The sequence below is a fragment of the Pyrobaculum neutrophilum V24Sta genome, from assembly GCF_000019805.1.
Lineage (GTDB): Archaea > Thermoproteota > Thermoprotei > Thermoproteales > Thermoproteaceae > Pyrobaculum > Pyrobaculum neutrophilum.
Genome location: NC_010525.1, coordinates 1,718,166 through 1,736,541, shown reverse-complemented (window position 1 = coordinate 1,736,541; position 18,376 = coordinate 1,718,166). Strand labels below are relative to the sequence as shown.

The window sequence follows — 18,376 nt, the reverse complement described above, 5'->3', positions numbered from 1 at the left end:
TACGCGACAGCCCTAGTATTTAAAGTTTTGCCTCCGCCGCGCTTGAGGACTTCCTTGCCAACGCATCCAGAAACAGAGAGTACTTCCTCTTGAGTATTCTAAAGGCCTCTCTCAACGCCGTATCGACGTCGTAATTTCCAAAGGACTCCACCCAGAACACGTACTTGTTCCGCTCCCAATCCACATGGAGCTTATCGCCGCAGAGATCTCTGCAGGTCATCGCCTTGTTGAAGGTGCACTCCAGCGGATTCGTTAAATCGCGGCAGACCTCTCTACACCTCTCTCTGCAAGACTCATCTCTCACCTCCACCCTGGGGTAGTAGTAATAGCTCGCGAGCGCGGCCTGCCACTTCGCGTGGCCTCTAGCACGGCCCAACTTCGCATACGCCTCAAGTACTATACTCTGGCCTTTTACCAGTTTGACGATCGGGATATCCTTATGCACAGGCACTACGTCCGGCCTCTCGGACACGAGATCCCCGGAATAGACGGTGACCTCGCCATCTGCGTTTACTTGAAGCGTAAATCTCACAGTGCACTCGGAGGGGTCCGCGAGGCCCGACTCGCAGTCCTCTATCGGCGGTAGCGATTGAAGCGGCGTAGTAAGCGGGATCAAGCCAAGCCTATGGGCGAGCATCTCGTCGTACATCACCGAAGTGTTATTCACCACAATCACCGTGTCTATCGCCATGACCGGCAACTCGGAAATTATCACCCTCCTCAGCGAGTTCACGAGCGAGGGGTACGCCCCCTCGACAACGGCCTTTAAAAAGAGGGGAGTACGCTCTACAACTTTTACAGCGGGCATTACCTAGTGGGCTTCTGCTTCTTCCCCCTCCAGATAGCCCAGAGAGAAACCCCGTTTACCTTTACCACCTTAAACCTCACGCCGGGGATATCGCCGAGGGATCTCCCCTCGGGTCCGCCTATGCGTTCGATGACGACTTCGTCGTGTTCGTTGATGTAGTTTAAGCTACCGTCTAGAGGGACAAACGCCGTTACCACCTTCCCGTTTTTAACAAGCTGAACTCTAACGCACTTACGAACGGCGGCGTTCGGCTTCCTCGCCTCGACGCCCACCTTCTCAAGCACTATTCCACGGGCCATCGGCGCCCCCTCGAGGGGGTCGTACTTCTCCACCAACCCCAACATTTTACGCTTGTATGTGACGTCGTTCCACCGGAACTTCTGCCTCTTCCTCTTCAGCTTGCCGCCGGCAAATAGGCCATACGGCGATTTCTTGCCTGGCACAGCCCCCCACAAACTTCAATTAATAAATTTTAATCGCCCTTAGGCCAGGATTATCTTCTCAATATCGAAATACCTCTTGGCGAGGATCTTAGCGCGCGCGATATTACGCCCGTTTTTCCCAATGGCGATCCCCTTGTCCTCAGGAGCCACGGTCGTAATAGCCACCTTGGCGCCGGAGGGGGCCTTAGTCACCTTAACCATTATCACCTTCGCCGGGTACAGGCTGTTCTTGATAAGCTCCTCCGGCGTATCGCCCGTCTCCACTATCTCCACGTCTTTCCCAACGATCTGCTTCAGCATTTTTACATTCGCGCCGCCTCTCCCCACTGCCAGAGCCGCTTGGTTCTTCTGCACCACGAAGATAATCCTCGAGTAGTCGCCGTCGATGACCACGTCCATAGGCGTGACGCCGGTGATGCTCTCAAAAAGCGTCGCGTATCTGATCTCCTCCTCGGTAAGCCTTATATCAGACATGCTCCACCACCTTCAAGATCTCGCTCTGCCCTGGGTCCAACACGGCGAGGGCCATGATTTTATGCGGCCTCTTAGCCGCCGCCCCCAACTCGATGCTGGACCCCGGGAAGATAAACACAGGCACGCCAGCCAGCTTGGCGTAGTACTCAATATCGCCCCGCGCCCACTTAGGCGCATTCGCCGCAAGTATCACCAGCTTGGGAGTGCCGGCAAGCACCGCCTTCTTCGTTTCCTCGAAGCCTATTATGACCTTGCCGGTGTTTAGCGCAACTTGGAGCTCTCTGCTTATATCCACCACGTTGCCACCCTGAATTGTTCGTTTATAAAGATTTTCCCTAGAACTGCATCAGTAGGCGGACTATGCCTGTGCCCACCGGCACGTACCTCCCCGCTACGATGTTTTCAACAACGCCCTTGAACTGCTCCTCCTCCCCCCTCACCGAGGCCTCCACCAAGGTTTTCACAGTTACCTCAAACGCCGCCCTGGCCAGAGGCGACTCCTTAGCTCCAACCACCCCGTGGCGTCCAATAGGCTTCAGCCTACCCGACCACGTCATGGTGTCGGCCACAAGATACATATGTCTAATGTCTACGTCAAGGCCTTGCTCCTCAAGCACGCGCTTTATCTCTTGCGCCACAAGCGCCCTAGCTGCCTCAATGCCGAGGACCTCCTCAACCTCGTGCAGATCGTTGCTGTAGGTTCTCGACTGGTCTACCTCCTCTAGCTGAAGCACAGCCTCTAGGTTGGACCCCTCAGTAACTATATACCACTCGTCGTTTTTTGAATCGTGCTGTAGGACGACCTTTCTTATGCCCTTAATGCCCGATATTCTGATCTGGAGCACCTTATCCCGTATCTTCCTCATCTTCAAAATGTCGGGGGTCGTGAGCGATACCGTAATCGTGGAGCCGCGCATCGACACCGCCATGTCCTTCCCCTTCGTCTTTGTGACTACCCTCTCCACGTCCTTCAAGCTCAGCCCGCGGTACTTCAGCTGCTCCTGGTCTAGGGTTATTGTGATTGTGCCGGCCACATAATCCACGTCCACCTCCTTCGCCAACATCTCCAGCGTAACCTGCTGTATCCTCTTGGCCACGGTCTCGGCGGCTTCCCTGTTCTTGTTATAGGGCGGCTTTAGATACACAAACATCAGCGGCGTAGAGGGCGTCCTCCTGGCGTCTACGATCTCTATAAGCCTCGGCAGACCTCTTGCCATGGAGAATTCCCTCAGACCCGCGTAGTGGAAAGAGCGTAGGATCATCTGGGTGCCGGGCTCTCCTATCGACTGCGCCGTCACTATGCCGATGGCCTCCCCCGGGTCGACAAGCGACGTGATGTATAGCCTAAGGACGCGGTGTATAAGGCGCAGAGCTCTCTCCTCGTCTAGGTCCTTTACCGCGTTTTCCAGCTCCCTATACAGCGGCTGCGGCAACACAGCTGAGATCTTAGCTAGGAGCTCCTGTTTAGAGATCATCTTATCCAGAGCTTTAGGGACTTTATATCTGCGACTTTCCCGTGATCCGAACGGCTTACGTCGACGCCGTCTTCGCCGTAGAGCATCTGGAGCAAGTTAGCTCCGCTGAATCTAACGGTGCCGTCGTAGGCTACGTACACGTCTTGCAGAGCGTTGATGAGCCTCCTCTGCATATAGCCGGACTGCGCCGTACGAACTGCCGTGTCTATCAAACCGTCTCTGCCGGCAGCCGCGTGGAAGAAATACTCCACAGGAGTCAACCCACATCTAAAACACCGCCCTACAAAACCCCCCGCGTGTGGACCTATGTCGCCCGGCGGAAAGTGGGGCAGCGTCCTAGTCCTATAGCCGCGTCTGATCCTCTCTCCTCTGATGGTCTGTTGGCCCAGGGTAGCCACCATCTGGACTATGTTGACGATGCTACCTCTCGCCCCCGTCTTAGCCATGAGGTAGCCCTCTGTGTTCTTGCTAATGTATTTTTCAACTACAACAGCGGCGTCTTCGCGGACCTTCGAGAGAATTTCGGTGATCTTGTTCTCAAAGGTCTCCTCCACTGTGAATCCAGGCATGGCCTCCAGCCGCCCGCTTCTGAACTCCTCTATCAACGCGTCGGCCTTCTTCATGCTCTCTTCAACCAGCGCGTCAATCTCGCCATAGGCCTCGGGAGGTAGATACACGGAATCTATCCCGAAGGTGAAGCCCCGTAGGTCTAGGTACCTAAGGAAGAGCCTAAGGGAGGAGTCGAGCCACCTTCTAGCGACCTCCGGCGGGTAGTCGCGGGCTATCCTGTGCCAGAGGGAGTCCACCTGCTCTGCACCGATGGACTTCTTGTCCAGCACTCCCTTCACCATAACGCCGTTAATTATTATGATCCATTCATCGCCGGCGCACCTATAGGCGTCTTGGCATTTAGACTTAAAGGCTGTCGGCTGAACCCAATTTAGATCCTTCGGCAGGAAGTGGGAAATGACCTGCTTCCCAGTCCAGAGCTCCACGGGGTGTAGGAAAGCCGGCTCCGGCGGATCCTCCGTGGATTTCCCAGCGCCGAGGAGATAAGCCAGCTCCTTCTTCGTAAGAAACGTCGACTTCTGAGAGAGGAGGTACGCCCCTATTATGTAGTCTTGCCTAGCGCCGATTATGGCGCCGCCGTAGCGCGGGGTAATTATGTGCTTCTCCACCAACATCAGAGTCCTCGCCTCAGCCCTGGCCTCCTCCGTCTGAGGCACGTGCAAGTTCATCTCGTCGCCGTCGAAATCGGCGTTGTAGGGCGGACATACGGCGAGGTGTAGCCTAAAAGTCCTCCCCGGGAGCACCTTCACGATGTGGCCCATTATGGAGACCCTGTGGAGGCTCGGTTGCCTGTTGAAGAGAACAATATCCCCATCTACTAGGTGTCTCTCCACAATCCAGCCGGGGGCAAGCCTCTCGGCCAGCGCCCTCTTGTCCTTGACGTACCGCAGGTCGATCCTCCTGCCCTCCGGGGTAATCACGTAGTTGGCTCCTGGCCAAGTCTCGGGCCCCCTCATCACGTACTCCCTAAGCACGTCTACGTTCCACTCGGTCACCCTCTCGGGTACTGTCAGAATCTTGGCTATGTCGTAGGGAACCCCCACCTCGTTTATACTAATGTGGGGGTCTGGGCTTATGACTGTACGCGCCGAGAAGTTCACACGTTTGCCGGAGAGAGAGCCGCGGAACCTCCCCTCCTTACCCTTCAAGCGCTGTGCAATCCCCTTTAACGGCCTCCCGCCCCTGTGTTTAGCCACTGGGATCCCGGGTAGCTCGTTGTCGAAGTAGGTCGCCACGTGGTACTGCAGGAGGTCCCACAGGTTGTCCACCACGTTTGTCGGCGCGCCGGTTTCAATAGCTATCTTAAGCTTCTCGTTCATCCTAATGATGTCGACGAGTTTATGGGTTAGGTCGTCCTCGGAGCGGATGCCTGTCTCCAGCTGTATCGAGGGCCGCACATGCGGAGGCGGCACGGGAAGGACCTTCAAAATCGCCCACTCGGGACGAGCAACCGAGGGGTTAAGCCCAAGGAGCTCCAGGTCCTCGTTGGGCACCTTGGCAAGCCTATCCCTTAGGACCTCGGGATCCAGCTTCACGAGAGCCCCCTCCTCAGTCTCCTCGTAGAAGTAGTACGGTCTCTCAAACCGCACCTTATTCCTCTTGTAGCCGCAGTGGGGACACGTCATCCTCTCCGAGGCCTTCTTCCTGATCTTCTCATGTAGATTCATGGCCAAAAGCCTCCACTTGCTCTTCAGCTTCGTCAACCTCTCCCTGTAACGCTGTATCTCCTCGTCTTTCAACATTATCCGGCCGCAGTTGGGACAGGTGGTTCTCAAGACGTCGTATATGATCCTGGCGTATTCCACATGGATAACGGGTTTCACGAGCTCAACATGCCCGAAATGACCTGGGCACACGTCGTGGGTCTGGCCGCAGGTCTCGCACCTGGCGCCGGGTTCGGCAACGCCGAGCCTGCGGTCGGCAATCCCGCCGCGAACAGGCAAGCCGCCCTCGTCGTAGACCTCGGAAGTCGTCACCTCCATCACCGAGTACTTACGTATCATCTCCGGGCTTAGGATCCCGAACTTGATGGACTTAATCGCCTTTCGCGGGATAGTGTCAAGTTCCCCCCTTAACGACACGGCGTTAGATACTAGTCAATATAAAAAGATTCTAGCTGACCGTTTGTCCCTACGATTATTGTTCTCCACCGCCGACTCACGCCTAGGGGCTTCTCTTCGCCCAGCCGGCATCCCCCGGCGCGGCGTGGGGTTGGACGGCGTTTTCTTCTGAGATAGGAGGAAAACTGTCCCTACTCCAACACCTCGGTGAGCTCCAGCTTTGGATATATCCCAAGTGCTATGAGCTCCTGTAGAAGTAGCTTGTAGGCATAGGGCACAACCACCTTGGCGAATTGGCCTGTGTCGCCGTGTATGGGGCACTTAGGCTTGTTTGACTTGGCGTCTAGATACGCCGGTAGTCCACAGAGCTCGCAGACATACATGGTGTATTTGTCGCTGGACTCCACAAGCCTCTCATACAGCAGGGCCGAGGCGCCGTGGGCTATCAACACGTCTCTCTCCATTTCGCCAAGCCTCAGACCGCCCTCGCGGGAGCGGCCTTCGGTCGGCTGCCTAGTCAAGATCTGGACGGGGCCCCTTGCCCTCGCGTGGATCTTGTCGGCAACCATGTGGTGTAGCTTCTGGTAGTAGACAACGCCTATGAATATGTCGGCCACCAGCCTCTCGCCGGTGATGCCGCTGTACATGACCTCCTTGCCGTCCCACTTGTAGCCGAGCTTAAGCAACAGCTTCCTCAGATCCTCCTCCTTCACCCCCTCGAAGGCTGTGGCGTCTACCAAAGCGCCGAGGGAGGCGCCTACTTTGCCGGCCATGCTCTCGAGTAGTTGCGCCACGGTCATACGCGACGGCAACGCGTGTGGGTTGACTATTATGTCGGGCACGATGCCGTCTTCGGTAAACGGCATGTCCTCATGCCTAAGCAACATGCCCACGACCCCCTTCTGCCCGTGGCGGGAGGCGAACTTATCCCCAAGCTCCGGCACCCTCAGCTCCCTCAACCTCACCTTGACGAGCTTGTTGCCCTCTGGAGACTCCGTAATGATGACCCTGTCCACGATGCCCTTCTCCCCCCTTCTCACAGCCACAGAGGCGTCCCTCCTCTCCTTCAAGATACGCTCGGCCTCCAGCGTTGTGTAGAACCTCGGCGGAGAGGTCTTCCCCACCAGGACCTCGTTGCTACTGACGTAGACCTCGGGCGGGGCTATTCCATCCTCGTCCAGGTGGCTGTAGGCCTCCGGGCCCCTGTAGCCCTTGACGGAGCTGTCGGGGATCTCTATCTTGTCCTCCTCCCCGCCTGGGTACTTCTGCTCCTCGGTCTCGTACGTTCTGTAGAAGACCGAGCGGAACATGCCGCGCTCCACAGAGGCCTTGTTCAAGATCACGGCGTCCTCTATGTTGTAGCCCGTGTAGGTGAGTAGCGCCACAACCGCGTTTTGGCCCGCCGGCCTTCTGGAGTAGCCCACGAGCTCCAAACCGCGCGTGGTCACTATAGGCCTCTCGGGGTAGTACAACATGTGGCCCCGCGAGTCCAGCTTGTACAAGAAGTTGGACTGGGGTAGGCCGAGCGACTGCTTCGCCATAGCTGCTTCGTACTGGTTACGCGGCGACTGGTTGTGCTCGAGGTAGGGGATAATGGAGCCCACGGCGCCGAGTATAGACGACGGCACGATCTCCACATGTGTGTAGTTGCTGAGGTCGACGTCTGGGTCAACGGCGATGTGGGCGTTCTCCTCCTCGTCGGCGTCTAGGTACTCGATAACCCCCATCTTGACCAAGTCGTCCCAAGTCAAGTCGCCACGTCTCACCTTTTCCACGATCTCCTTCGTCAGCTTGAGCCTCCCGCCCTCGACGACGAGTAAAGGCCTCCTGATGCGGCCGCCGTCGCAGTTCACATACACGGAGCCGTCTAGGTATGCTATGTTTATCTCGTCGCTGATCTTCCCCTGCCTCCTCATGCCCCTGACGGTTTTCGCGAGCTCCTCCGGGTTTGGATGCACGCCGATCAATCTGCCGTTTATGTAGACTTCGGCGCCGCGGATGCCCTCCTCCCTGGCCTTCAACAGAGGCACCACGCCCAGGTTGTACAGCAACTGCTCCACCTCCCCCTCGTCTACCCCGGTGGTGATCTCGGCGAGTAGCGCCAGGTTCTTGACCAAGCCCACGTTCTGGCCTTCCGGGGTCTCCACGGCGCACAGTCTGCCCCACTGAGTGGGGTGTAGGTCGCGCGCCTCGAAGTGAGGCTGGGTCCTAGACAGCGACGACACCACCCGCCTGAGGTAGCTCAGGGTAGACATGTAGTTGGTGCGGTCTAGGATCTGGGACACGCCCGTCTTCCCGCCTACCCAGTTGCCGGTGGCCAAGGCCTGCCTCACGCGCTCGGTGATGATGTCGGGCCTCACTATCGTCTGTATGTGGGGTATCCTCCCCCTGGCGTAGTACTTCTCAAGCTGGCTCTTGAGCTCCTGTAGAAACTGTTTTAAGACGGTGCGGAACAGCTGGGTCATCAAATCGCCGACTAGCCTAACCCTCTTGTTGGCAACATGGTCTTTATCGTCGGGCTTCCTACGGCCCAGTTGCAACTCGACCAAGCCCTTTACGATCTGCCCCAACATCAACGCCTTCTTAAGCCTAATCTCCTGCTGCCTCTTCTCGTCGGGGGTCGTAGTGCCCAGATGCGGGAGGAAGTACTTGTCGAGGAGCTGATACGCCTTCTCTACCCTAATGGGCTTTGGCTGACCCACCGCCACCTTGCCGCCGATGAAGTCTAGGGCGTCTTCCCTCGTAATCGCTATTTGGTTGGCGGCGATGAGAGACGGCAGAAGCTCCTTCTGGATCTCCGGGTCGTCGGACACGGCCTTGACGACGTCTTCGTCCGTCTCAAGCCCCAGGGCCTTCATGTAGATCGGGAACGGTATCTTGACCGGCATCGCGGAAAGGGTGACGTAGATAACGCCGTCTCGGTTAAGCTCAACAGTCAGCGTGCTTCTATACCCTATGCCTGTGGATATCGTCTTGGCGATGTATTTTACAGAGGGCTTATCCCCCCTGTCGTAGATAGGCCTATCCGCCACCAGATCCTCCTGGGATATTATCACCCGCTCGCTCCCGTTGATGATGAAGTAGCCGCCGAAGTCCTGCGGATCTTCAAACTTCTTTATATACTCGCCAGGCCTCAACCTGGTGAGGTTACACCTCTTCGACTTAACCATTATCGGCAACTCGCCGATGTAGAAAGTCTCGGTGACATACGGCTCGTCGTCGACGTATAGAGTCGCGGTGAGATACAGCGGAGCCGAATACGTGGCGTTGCGCAACCTTGCCTCCATGGGATATATTATGGATTCGGAACCGTCGCTCTCCTTAATCTTGGGCCACCCCACCTCAATCCGCTCAAGAACCAACTTGAGACCCTTTATCTCCGTCTCAACCACCTTGAAGTCCTCCACTATCTTGGGCAACTTCTTATCCAAGAAATCGTTAAAGGACTTTATCTGGTGGTTAGCAAGCCCCTTGTCTTTTATAAACCTCTCCACGAGAACCCACCTGTCGTCTCTCGTGGGGAACTTCCCGTCCTGCTGACTTACGATGACGGGAAGGGGGAGGAGATCTACCATCGCCACCCCGGATCTAGTAGTATAAAAAGTTTAAATTACGGCGTTGCCCTCCCCTTACAGCTGAGCCGGCCTCTGCCAGCGGCAACGACTCCAAACATCACCCCGGAACCACAAGGCGGTAGATAACAGACTCGCCAGCCGTAGGCGACTCCCTCACTATCTTGATGACGTCGCCCGGCTTTGCGCCTATGGACTGAACAAGGGGGTCGCTCGACCTAATCCAAGGCAGTTGCCAAGGCCGCAGCCTCAGCCTCCTAAGCAGCTCTCTGGCCTCCTCCTTGGAAAGAACAACGGCGTTTTTTACCCCGAGGGAAACCCCGCCCACGACGTGCAACGTGGGCGACTATAAAAACTTACTGTTTCCTAGCCGCCAGAACCGATCTGATCTCGGAGACAAGCGACTCTATGAACTTGGTCAACTCCTCCTTGGCTACGTCGTTTGTGACCTCCATCCTCAGCCTAGGCAGACGTTTGACAGTCTCCAGCTCTCTAAGCACGGCGGCGGGAACGCCGGCTTCGATGGCCTTCATCCCCTCCTCGTAGTAGGCATATATGGCCTTCATCAGCAGGAATTGTTTAATGGGGCTCGACGGCGTGTCCACCGGGTTAAACGCGTCCTGCTTCAGGAAGCCCTCCCTAATCATGAAGGCCACGTTTAACACATGCTTCTCATACTCGCTGAGGGCCTCCGTGCCTAGGATCCTAACTATCTCCTGTAGCTCAGCCTCTTTCACGAGGAGCGACTGGAGGGTATCTCTGATCCTCCTCCACTCGGTGGAGATGTTCTTCGACCACCACACCTCAACGGTGTCCACGTAGCGGGAGAAGGCGGCGAGCCAATCTATGGCCGGGTAGTGCCTGGAGTAGGCCAACCTCGGAGACAGAGGCCAGAAGGCGCCTATGAAGCGTAGCGTGTTGGAGGTGACGGGCTCCGTGAAGTCGCCGCCTGGCGGGCTCACAGAGGCCGCGATGGTAAGCGAGCCGACGCGCTCCTTGCTTCCGATGAGGACGACGCGGCCCGCCCTCTCGTAGAACTCCGCGAGCCTTGTCGGCAGATAGGCCGGGTAGCCCTCCTCCGACGGCATCTCGCCAATACGTAGAGCCACCTCGCGCATCGCCTCAGCCCAACGCGACGTGGAGTCGGCCAGCACCAACACGTCGTAGCCTTGGTCGCGGAAGTACTCGCCCAGCGTTGTCCCCATGTAGACGGAGGCCTCCCTCGCGGCGACGGGCATATTAGACGTATTCACGATGATGGTGGTTCTTTCAAGTAGCGATCTGCCGGTGGTCGGGTCCTTCAGCTTAAGCAAGCCGTGTAGAGCGTCCGCGGCCTCGTTGCCGCGCTCTCCGCATAGGACGGGGATGATGAACCTGCTCTGGGCAAACATAGAGAGCGTACGTATCGTGACGGTTTTCCCAGACCCGAAGGGCCCCGGCACAGCGGCGGCTCCGCCCTTGGCGATTGGGAACATGGTATCTATGGTGCGCACCCCCGTGATTAAAGGCTCCACAGGCGGTAGCTTCTCCCTAAACGGCCTAGGCCTTCTCACGGGCCACTTATGCCACATCTTCACCTCGACGATGCCCCTCTTGGTCTTAATCCTCGCGATTACGTCGTCGACTTTGTACTTGCCGTCTGCCACCCACTCCACAACGCCTGGGGCGTTCTCGGGCAGAGGCGGATACAGAATATAGTGCGTCATCAACTCGGTCTCCTTCACAGAGCCCAACACGTCTCCTGGGCTCACCTCCTCCCCCGGCTTGACGGCGGGCTTGAAGTCGAACTCGGCCTTTAGGTCAAGCGGAGGCGCTTGGTCGTACCCAATGCCGCGGGCTATAAACGGGCTTTTGGATATCTCCTCTATGTTTTTCAGCGGACGTTGAACCCCGTCGTAGATCTTGCCTATGATAGTTGGCCCCAGCCAAGCGCTCAGCGGCTCGCCCGACCGCACAACGGGCTCGCCGGGCCTCAGGCCTGTGGTGTCTTCATACACCTGGATGAAGGCCTTGTCGCCCTGTACTCTCACCACCTCGCCGAAGAGTTTGATCTCGCCCACGAAAACCAGCTCGTAGAGCTTCGCGCCGGGGAGATCCGCCTTGACGACGGGACCCGCTATATACTCAATTCTACCGCTCATAGGTCATCTGGTACAGGAGGTGTTTTAACTCTTCTATTTTGTTCGCAATTAGAGACTCCAGGGAGTAGTCTACCGTAATCGAGCCGTCTCTCGTAGTTACCACCACGCCGCCTCGGATGTCCTTCTCAGCGACGATGCCAGTAAGGCCTAGGTTTCTCGCAACAGCCTCGACAACGCCCTTGTCCTTCGGCGAGGCGTAAATCACCACGTCTTTCGTCTGTACATACTTCTCGGCTGTCTCTAGAAGGGAGGTCAAAAATTTTACATATCTCTCGGCCCCCCTCATCTTATCCACCTCCTCATACACGGCGTTTACCAGATCCTTAAGCATCTGGTCGTAGACCTCCGCAATCTTTCTCCTAGCCTCCACAACGGCGTTGTATATAATGCGCTCCCGCTCTAGGGTAGCCTCGCTTTCTACGTTGGCCAACTGTGCGGAAAACTTGCTCAAGGCGGCGTCTGCCTCCCTCCTGATATTTGTCTCTATGTTTACCAAGAGGTTCCTCTTCAGATCTTCCAGCTCTCTAATCTTAGAATTAATCAAGTCTTCAAATAGAGACATATGGCTCTTTCATCAAAGGCTTTATAAATTATCCTCCGAGGATCTGCCTCACTATCTGGAGGTAGTTGACCTCCCGCTCCATCCCCTCATCTACGCTGGGGACCTCCACGAGGAGCTTACGCGGGTTTCTCATCCTAAGCTCGTCGAGGTCTTTCTTGATGGCCTTGGCTATCTTAGAGGTGATGAAGATCACGTCGTACATGTCTAGATGCGTTGTGACAAACCTAAGCGCCTCCTCGGCGTCCTCTATAGTCCTCCCCTCAAACCCCATAAGCTTAAACAAAGCCACCGTCGACCTATCTCCAATTACTATGTGCATACTGTGGAGGAAAAGGCTGTTTAAAAATCTCTACCAAGGCTCCCTCTTCAGCCCGAGGAGGTAGGCGACGTAGTTTGTAGCTCTGTGTATAAGAGGCGTAACGACTGCGGCGGCCGCTATGTATGCCAGAGGCACATCTCTGTACAGGCTATATACGGCGATGGCGGTCAGTATGAAGTCCAGCTGGTCTAGGGGGAACGCCGGGTGGCCCCTGGGCATGCAGAGCCTCCTCTTCACGAAGGCGCCGACTAGGTCGCCGAGGAGCGCCGCCGCCGATAGAACAAGGGCGTCTATAGGGGATAGGTACCGATAGGCCAGGTTTGGGGCGTATCCAAGCAGGGTGCCTGCCGCCACGCCGATGAGAAAGCCCTCGAAGGTTTTCCCATCGCCGAAGATCCGCCTCCCGTCTACAAAGCTCCTCCCGAAGTCGATGGGGTGCCTCCACCTAAGCCTCCCGGCAAAAACCGCGGCTCCGTTTGCCACATACGGCGGCCAGATGAGTAGAAAAAACTGGGCTATATCCATCACTCGTGGGTCTTCATCAAGTGGACAAGCAGAGACTTAAGCGTGAGGAAGCTCTTGCCGCATATGCCGCATAAATAGGAGGCTCCTCTCCTCACGGCGAAGTGCCTCCTCACGTGGCTCCTGAACTCCTGCCCCTTGACCTTCGTATTACATATGGGGCATATTACGTCGTTACCGCTCTTCTTTCCATGCCCCATGTAGTGGGCTACGGCCTCCCTCCAGCTGACCTCCTTCTTACACACTGAACACACCACCTTGGTGGCCGGCTTGGCGTATCCCTGTTCGGTACATGCAAAACACATCTCCGCCGCCATGGCCCTTGGAAAGAAACCCATTTATAAAACTCCATACTCTGTCCAGATGAGGAGGGGCGCGGCGCTTGTCGATTGGAGAAGAGGCCTCTTGGCTTACGTGGAGGCAGACGAGGAGACGCTGAAGAAATTTAGGGAGATCATGGCGCTCTGCGGCGGCAACGTGGAACCCCGCACTTTGCCGTGTCTCTCATCGCTGGCGTCGAGGCTCAGCGCTAGGTCTGTGCTATACATTACGGACCTCTACGGGATAGCCAACTCACTCGCCTTTGAGAGAAAAACGCCCAGGGGGCCCCTTCTGGAGAAGGCTTGGGCCTACCTAAGCGAGCTCATCTGTAGAGACGGCGAAGTGGAATGCGGCGAAGAGGTTGCGCTCGCTTGCTGTAGGCCGTGCGGCGACGCGTGCCGCCTGGCGGAGATCCTCGGCGCGGCGAAAGTAGGCGTGGAGGTAGATCTGAGGGAGGAGCTGAGGAGGAGAATCTAGGCAAAAGTTATCACCTCCTTTCTCGAGGCGGCCCTCCTCTGTCTAAGAACCTCCTTGTAGCGCTCCACATCCTCCTCTATCTTCTCCATCCTCTTCTCGACGTAGTTTATGAAGTAGTTTACCAGGAACTTCAGCGGTATGTAGTGGGGGCCTTTGAAGTAGAACCTGTTCACTATGTCCTTAGCCCAGTGTATGGAGTGCCTAGCCACCACCTTTAGCAGATCTACGTGCTCTGGGTACAGATTCACCTTGTCTAGCCACCCCGTCTTCTCGCTTTTCACGTGGCTCATGGGGACGTAGAACAGAGGCACGATGAGGCTCCTATACGGCCTAAGCCTCTCCACAAGCTCGATGGTCTCCACGACGTCTTCCGGCTGTTCGTCGGGAAGCCCAACGATCAGCGTTATGGCGGGGATAAGCCTAATCTCGTGCATAACCGCGGCGGCCTCTGTCACTATCTCGTGCCACTGGTCTATCTTGTAGGGCGCCGCCTTGCCCGGCATTATCTTCCGCGCCAGGCGGACCGAGCCTGTCTCAAGCCCTATCTGTGCCCCCCACCAGTCCTGGTGCTCGTCTATTATGATCTCGGAAAGCTTTGTAAAAAGCCTGCCCATCTTCTTCTCGCCGTGATACACGGCCACTAATGTGGTGTGGCTCCACCCCACCTTCCTGTAGTACCGCTTGGCCAACCTGTGTAGAGCTATGAGCTTCTCGGGGTTTGGCTCAACGCCAGCGGAGCCGTACAGGGGAACCTCGTCGGCGTGGAGCAAGCCGTCGATGACGCCAGCTCTGGCGTTTACCCTCAGCTCCTCCTCTATCTTATCCAGGGGGTACCACCTCATCGCCCTCAGCGTGACTGAGCAGAAGGCGCAACCCCTTGGGCAGCCCCTGCCTATTTCTACAAGCCCGTTTACGCTGGGGTACTTTATGGTGGAGATCTCCGAGATGTCAGGCGCCTCCTGTACCCCCACGTAGATGTATCTCGGCAAGGGCTTCCCCTCGATGGCGTTTTTCACAAGGCCTACTATCAGTTTTTCCCCCTCTCCGTCAAATACGGTGTCTATACCCCACCTCTCCACCAGCTCCGGGAAGTAGAGCCACTGCCACGCCGCGGGCCCCCCTACGATAACCCTAAGCCCGTTTTTCGCCTTCGCCTCTTTCACAGCAGGCGCGATCTTCTCCATAAACCTCTTGAAGAACATGGCGTTCATCGGCTCCTTCCCCACGATCACGCCCCACGTGCTGCTTGGCGGATTCAGCCCGAAGTAGTCGTGGTGGCTCAACATCAGGACCTTGGCCCTGGGTATGTACCTATGGACGTGGTCTGGGTCTATCACTGCGGCGTTGATCCCGGAGTCGAGCAACTTGGCTTCGATCTTCCGCATTCCGTAGGGCGCCTCGAGCGGCCTCCCCCACCTATCCACCTTGACCTTAGGCGCGAAGAGGAAGGAGTGGAACCTCTCTGAGAAGCCGAAGGGGAGCTCCACAAAGACGGGCCCCGTAGTCCCAAAGCCGAGGAACTCCTTCCTGTGGTAGTTGGACATCATCGAACGGTCGGTGGTTAAGACCACGTCGAAGCTGGGCGATGGCATACTATTCTCTTGGGCAATCCATTTATAAGCATTTACCGCGGCGGGGCCGTGGAGATCGTCGTCGTTGGCGTGGCGGAGGAGGACGTGGTGAGGGCCGTCAAAGAGGCTGTGGAGGCGCTGGCGTCGCCCATAGACGTGGTAGTCGTCGGCGCAGAGGAGACAAAGCTGGAGACGGAGGACGTCCTCCTCCTAAAGGTCTCCCTCCCCCTAGACGTCTACAGGGTGATGCGGGAGGCCGCCCTCGCGAAGGCCCTCTCCGATCCCCAGCTGGGCGAGGTCTGGGCGGTCCCCCCCGAGGTGGAGCCCGACGAGCTGGCCTACGAGCTTTCTCTGGCGCTTCTAAGGCGCCTCCTGGACGCGCTGGTGGCGGAGAGGCGGCCCGACCTCGTGGTTGAGAGGGCGCGGCCGGAGGTGGTGGAGGGAGACACGGTGGCATACACGCTGGTGAGAACCCTGGCTGTGGACGGCTCGTTTAGCCTCGCCGTGGCTGGGCGCACCTCCGACGCGCTGAGGCTACTTGAGAGCCTCTCTCAACACCCCATCTACGGGCTATACCGGCAGTTTTGGGAATTCGCGGCGGCTAACTTCAGGTTCCTCCCCATCTACAACTGGCTAATCCTCGCGGCTAGTCCACAAGGCCCTCCTCGGTGATCCTAAACGACACCTCGCCCTCTGGGTGGTATGGGCTGTCGAAGATCTTGGCGATTCTGATGTTTTCCTTCGACTTCCTTAGCCAGAGGCGGTAGGTAGCGCCGTGTGCCAAGATGTTGCCGCCGGCTGGCCTCAGCGGGTTTCCAAAGAAGACGTCCGGCTGAGCCATCACCTGGTTCGTAATCACCACGGCCACGTCGTAGGCGTCCGCCAGACGTAGGAGGTCAGCCACGTGTTTGTTGAGCTTCTGTTGCCTTTCGGCCAAGTTCTCCCTTCCCGGGAACTCGGATCTGAAGTGGGCGATGACGGAGTCTACCACGAGGAGCGCCACGTTGTTCTGCTTGATTATGGACTTGGCTTGATCCACCAGGATCATCTGGTGGTCCGAGGAGTAGGCTCTGGCGTAGAATATGTTGTTGAGGGCTTGGTCGGGGTCCAGCCCCCTGGCCTTCGCTATCTGCATTATACGCTCTGGGCGGAAGGTGTTCTCGGTGTCGATGTATATGGCCTTTGCGCCGAGGCCGCCCCTCTCCTCGGGCAACTGCACCATGACGGCGAGTTGGTGGCACAGCTGTGTCTTACCAGAGCCGAACTCCCCAGCCACCTCGGTCACGGCGCGCGTCTCGATGCCCCCGCCCAGCAGCTCGTCGAGGGCCTTCACGCCGGTCGATATACGCCTAATCGTCTTCCTCCTCTCATACACCTCAAGCGCGGAGACGAAGGAGTGGAGGCCAAGCATCTTCCTAGCCGCCTCCACGATCTGGAGCGCTCTCTCCTCGTTCCCCACAACCTCAGCCAGCTCTTTAACAGAGGCGAAAGCCACATCTCTAACCGTGAAGAACCCCCTCTCCTTCAGCTTAGCCCCAGTAACCCTCCCCACCCCCTCCAGCTCCTCCACGTCGAGGTCTGGGTTGACCTCCACAGACGCTTGAGCCACCTCGGCGTCTTTCTTCTTCCTAGAAGACACAGGTAGATCCCGGCCCGGGGTATATATTTTTAACTACAACAACGCACATCTAGGGTGGCGAAAACTTACCACACGGAGGTGTGAAGATAGGGTCAGGGACGGACATATTTAAAACGGCCATTAAAGACCGTGGCTCTCAAACGGCGTCTCCAGGGCGTCGTCCCGCCTGAGCTACTTGACAAGGTTCCAACCTCCTTCGAGGTGGTGGGCTCCAGAGGCGGCGCGGTGGCAATCGTAGAGATACCGCCGGAGCTGGAGCAGTATAAGCACAAGGTCGCCGAGGCCATCGTTGGGATGAATAAGCATGTAAAGGCCGTGTTGAGAAAGATGGGGGGCCGCACCGGCGACTACAGGCTCTACAACTTCGAGGTGCTGATAGAGGGTCCCACGGAGGTTCTCCACAGGGAACACGGCTACTACATAAAGGTCGACCCAACCAAGGTCTACTTCTCCTCCAGAGATCAAACAGATAGGCTAGACGTGGCTAGGAGGGTGGGAGAGGGCGAGAGGGTGCTCTACCTCTTCGCGGGGGTTGCGCCTTACGCCATCGCGATAGCCAAATTCGCAAAGCCGAGGCTTATCGTGGCGGTGGAGCTCAACCCCTGGGGCTTCAGATACATGGTGGAGAACTTCCGCATCAACAAGATCAGAAACGCCGTGGCGGTCCACGGGGACGTGGCGGAGGTGGGGCCGCTCTTTAGGAAAAAGTTCGACAGGGTGATTCTGACCCTCCCCCTGGGGGCCTACAGGTACCTCCCCCTGGCTTTGGACTGCCTAGAGAAAGGAGGTGTAGTCCACTTCTACCACACGGGCAAGGCCGAGGACCCATACAGAGAGGCCGAAGAGATCGTACGGGGGGTCTGCCCAGACTGCCAGATAGTTGGGAGGAGGGTGGTTAGAGACTACGCCCCAGGCGTGTACAAGGTCAGAGTAGACGTGTATAAACGCTAGAAGAACCTGGGGGTCTCCCCCTCCTCCCCCCTCCTCCTCTGCGGAGGCTGCGGCCTCTGCTGTATGTACAAAAGGAGGACGCTCGGCACCTTGCCCTCGCGTGCGAACTTGGAGAGTAGCTCCCTGTACTCGCTAGTGTGGGCTATATCCACCTGTACGAACTTTATGGCGACCTCTCTCAACATAGCCTCAAGCCTCCTCAACATGTCCTCAGGCATGACAGAGGTGACAACGGGGTTGCTGAGCCAAGACTCGAAGTCCTTCAACACCCTAGCGATGTAGCCCAACATCGCCTGGGCCGAGTAGAGGAGCTCAAGCCTATCCGCGGTCTTCATGGCGTCGCCATGGCTCTCAAGCTCCTTCACCTGCCTCTCCTGCTCCTTGACCCACTGCTCTAGCCTCTCCATCATGGACTCCAGGTATTCGAGAACGGCCTCAGACGTAGGTGATTTGTGTGTCATGGCCACACCC

At 57.2% G+C, this 18,376-nt stretch carries 19 protein-coding genes; 3 read left to right on the top strand and 16 right to left on the bottom strand.

Annotated features, from left to right (window positions below):
- Window positions 1-19: 19 nt before the first annotated feature.
- The 13 genes from TNEU_RS09950 to TNEU_RS09890 all read right to left on the bottom strand — a co-directional run bounded on the left by TNEU_RS09950 (window position 20) and on the right by TNEU_RS09890 (window position 13,263).
- Window positions 20-808 carry a DNA-directed RNA polymerase subunit D gene (locus TNEU_RS09950; protein WP_012351303.1) on the bottom strand — a complete coding sequence of 263 codons (789 nt, stop codon included), beginning with the start codon at window positions 806-808 and terminating at the stop codon, window positions 20-22.
- Window positions 808-1,251, bottom strand: coding sequence for a 30S ribosomal protein S12 (locus TNEU_RS09945; RefSeq protein WP_012351302.1), 444 nt, complete (start codon window positions 1,249-1,251; stop codon window positions 808-810). Before TNEU_RS09945 ends, TNEU_RS09950 begins: the two co-directional genes overlap by 1 nt.
- 39 nt (window positions 1,252-1,290) lie before the next feature.
- Window positions 1,291-1,725, bottom strand: a complete 435-nt coding sequence (locus tag TNEU_RS09940; protein ID WP_012351301.1) for a NusA-like transcription termination signal-binding factor — start codon at window positions 1,723-1,725, stop codon at window positions 1,291-1,293.
- Window positions 1,718-2,023, bottom strand: a complete 306-nt coding sequence (locus TNEU_RS09935; protein ID WP_012351300.1) for a 50S ribosomal protein L30e — start codon at window positions 2,021-2,023, stop codon at window positions 1,718-1,720. The genes TNEU_RS09940 and TNEU_RS09935 overlap by 8 nt, the downstream gene beginning before the upstream one ends.
- Before the next feature lie 37 nt (window positions 2,024-2,060).
- Entirely contained in the window at window positions 2,061-3,200 is a 1,140-nt protein-coding gene (gene rpoA2 / locus TNEU_RS09930) for a DNA-directed RNA polymerase subunit A'' (RefSeq protein ID WP_012351299.1), read from the bottom strand.
- Window positions 3,197-5,851 carry a DNA-directed RNA polymerase subunit A' gene (gene rpoA1 / locus TNEU_RS09925; RefSeq protein ID WP_012351298.1) on the bottom strand — a complete coding sequence of 885 codons (2,655 nt, stop codon included), beginning with the start codon at window positions 5,849-5,851 and terminating at the stop codon, window positions 3,197-3,199. The genes rpoA2 and rpoA1 overlap by 4 nt, the downstream gene beginning before the upstream one ends.
- A 170-nt stretch (window positions 5,852-6,021) precedes the next feature.
- Window positions 6,022-9,405 carry a DNA-directed RNA polymerase subunit B gene (locus TNEU_RS09920; protein ID WP_012351297.1) on the bottom strand — a complete coding sequence of 1,128 codons (3,384 nt, stop codon included), beginning with the start codon at window positions 9,403-9,405 and terminating at the stop codon, window positions 6,022-6,024.
- A 97-nt stretch (window positions 9,406-9,502) separates the two neighbouring features.
- Window positions 9,503-9,730 carry a DNA-directed RNA polymerase subunit H gene (locus TNEU_RS09915; protein ID WP_012351296.1) on the bottom strand — a complete coding sequence of 76 codons (228 nt, stop codon included), beginning with the start codon at window positions 9,728-9,730 and terminating at the stop codon, window positions 9,503-9,505.
- A 28-nt stretch (window positions 9,731-9,758) separates the two neighbouring features.
- The gene (locus TNEU_RS09910; protein ID WP_012351295.1) at window positions 9,759-11,543 is read right to left on the bottom strand and encodes a V-type ATP synthase subunit A; all 1,785 of its coding nucleotides are present in this window, start codon (window positions 11,541-11,543) and stop codon (window positions 9,759-9,761) included.
- Window positions 11,533-12,105, bottom strand: coding sequence for a V-type ATP synthase subunit E (locus TNEU_RS09905; protein WP_012351294.1), 573 nt, complete (start codon window positions 12,103-12,105; stop codon window positions 11,533-11,535). Before TNEU_RS09905 ends, TNEU_RS09910 begins: the two co-directional genes overlap by 11 nt.
- A 28-nt stretch (window positions 12,106-12,133) precedes the next feature.
- A complete protein-coding gene (locus TNEU_RS09900) occupies window positions 12,134-12,424 on the bottom strand; it encodes a V-type ATP synthase subunit F (RefSeq protein ID WP_012351293.1) in 291 nt (96 codons plus the stop codon).
- Window positions 12,425-12,454: 30 nt separating this feature from the next.
- The gene (locus tag TNEU_RS09895) at window positions 12,455-12,949 is read right to left on the bottom strand and encodes a CDP-2,3-bis-(O-geranylgeranyl)-sn-glycerol synthase (protein ID WP_012351292.1); all 495 of its coding nucleotides are present in this window, start codon (window positions 12,947-12,949) and stop codon (window positions 12,455-12,457) included.
- Window positions 12,949-13,263 (bottom strand): C2H2-type zinc finger protein, encoded by a 315-nt coding sequence (locus TNEU_RS09890; protein ID WP_012351291.1) that lies wholly within the window; start codon window positions 13,261-13,263, stop codon window positions 12,949-12,951. Before TNEU_RS09890 ends, TNEU_RS09895 begins: the two co-directional genes overlap by 1 nt.
- A 46-nt stretch (window positions 13,264-13,309) precedes the next feature.
- Between TNEU_RS09890 and TNEU_RS09885 the strand changes: the two genes are divergently transcribed.
- Window positions 13,310-13,744, top strand: coding sequence for a hypothetical protein (locus TNEU_RS09885; RefSeq protein WP_012351290.1), 435 nt, complete (start codon window positions 13,310-13,312; stop codon window positions 13,742-13,744).
- Here the strand turns inward: TNEU_RS09885 and TNEU_RS09880 are convergent.
- Complete coding sequence (locus TNEU_RS09880) at window positions 13,741-15,336, bottom strand: B12-binding domain-containing radical SAM protein (protein WP_012351289.1); 1,596 nt, start codon at window positions 15,334-15,336, stop codon at window positions 13,741-13,743. The two genes, TNEU_RS09885 and TNEU_RS09880, sit on opposite strands and share 4 nt — an antisense overlap.
- Before the next feature lie 48 nt (window positions 15,337-15,384).
- On the opposite strand from TNEU_RS09880, the gene TNEU_RS09875 reads away from it, so the two are divergent.
- The gene (locus TNEU_RS09875; protein WP_012351288.1) at window positions 15,385-15,987 is read left to right on the top strand and encodes a hypothetical protein; all 603 of its coding nucleotides are present in this window, start codon (window positions 15,385-15,387) and stop codon (window positions 15,985-15,987) included.
- Here the strand turns inward: TNEU_RS09875 and radA are convergent.
- Complete coding sequence (gene radA / locus TNEU_RS09870) at window positions 15,962-16,954, bottom strand: DNA repair and recombination protein RadA (protein ID WP_012351287.1); 993 nt, start codon at window positions 16,952-16,954, stop codon at window positions 15,962-15,964. The genes TNEU_RS09875 and radA overlap by 26 nt on opposite strands.
- 129 nt (window positions 16,955-17,083) lie before the next feature.
- Here radA and TNEU_RS09865 point away from each other — a divergent pair, with 129 nt between their 5' ends.
- The gene (locus TNEU_RS09865; protein ID WP_012351286.1) at window positions 17,084-17,905 is read left to right on the top strand and encodes a class I SAM-dependent methyltransferase; all 822 of its coding nucleotides are present in this window, start codon (window positions 17,084-17,086) and stop codon (window positions 17,903-17,905) included.
- On the opposite strand, the gene TNEU_RS09860 is transcribed toward TNEU_RS09865, so the two are convergent.
- The gene (locus tag TNEU_RS09860; protein WP_012351285.1) at window positions 17,902-18,366 is read right to left on the bottom strand and encodes a DUF2153 family protein; all 465 of its coding nucleotides are present in this window, start codon (window positions 18,364-18,366) and stop codon (window positions 17,902-17,904) included. The genes TNEU_RS09865 and TNEU_RS09860 overlap by 4 nt on opposite strands.
- Between the last annotated feature and the right edge of the window lie 10 nt (window positions 18,367-18,376).

What these genes read in the sequence shown, in the direction of transcription:
- TNEU_RS09910 (WP_012351295.1), bottom strand. Translation starts at nt 11,543, where the DNA reads ATGAGCGGTAGAATTGAGTATATAGCGGGTCCCGTCGTCAAGGCGGAT.
- TNEU_RS09880 (WP_012351289.1), bottom strand. Translation starts at nt 15,336, where the DNA reads ATGCCATCGCCCAGCTTCGACGTGGTCTTAACCACCGACCGTTCGATG.
- TNEU_RS09890 (WP_012351291.1), bottom strand. Translation starts at nt 13,263, where the DNA reads ATGGCGGCGGAGATGTGTTTTGCATGTACCGAACAGGGATACGCCAAG.
- TNEU_RS09950 (WP_012351303.1), bottom strand. Translation starts at nt 808, where the DNA reads ATGCCCGCTGTAAAAGTTGTAGAGCGTACTCCCCTCTTTTTAAAGGCC.
- rpoA2 (WP_012351299.1), bottom strand. Translation starts at nt 3,200, where the DNA reads ATGATCTCTAAACAGGAGCTCCTAGCTAAGATCTCAGCTGTGTTGCCG.
- TNEU_RS09920 (WP_012351297.1), bottom strand. Translation starts at nt 9,405, where the DNA reads ATGGTAGATCTCCTCCCCCTTCCCGTCATCGTAAGTCAGCAGGACGGG.
- TNEU_RS09885 (WP_012351290.1), top strand. Translation starts at nt 13,310, where the DNA reads ATGAGGAGGGGCGCGGCGCTTGTCGATTGGAGAAGAGGCCTCTTGGCT.
- TNEU_RS09860 (WP_012351285.1), bottom strand. Translation starts at nt 18,366, where the DNA reads ATGACACACAAATCACCTACGTCTGAGGCCGTTCTCGAATACCTGGAG.
- TNEU_RS09940 (WP_012351301.1), bottom strand. Translation starts at nt 1,725, where the DNA reads ATGTCTGATATAAGGCTTACCGAGGAGGAGATCAGATACGCGACGCTT.
- TNEU_RS09900 (WP_012351293.1), bottom strand. Translation starts at nt 12,424, where the DNA reads ATGCACATAGTAATTGGAGATAGGTCGACGGTGGCTTTGTTTAAGCTT.
- TNEU_RS09895 (WP_012351292.1), bottom strand. Translation starts at nt 12,949, where the DNA reads ATGGATATAGCCCAGTTTTTTCTACTCATCTGGCCGCCGTATGTGGCA.
- TNEU_RS09905 (WP_012351294.1), bottom strand. Translation starts at nt 12,105, where the DNA reads ATGTCTCTATTTGAAGACTTGATTAATTCTAAGATTAGAGAGCTGGAA.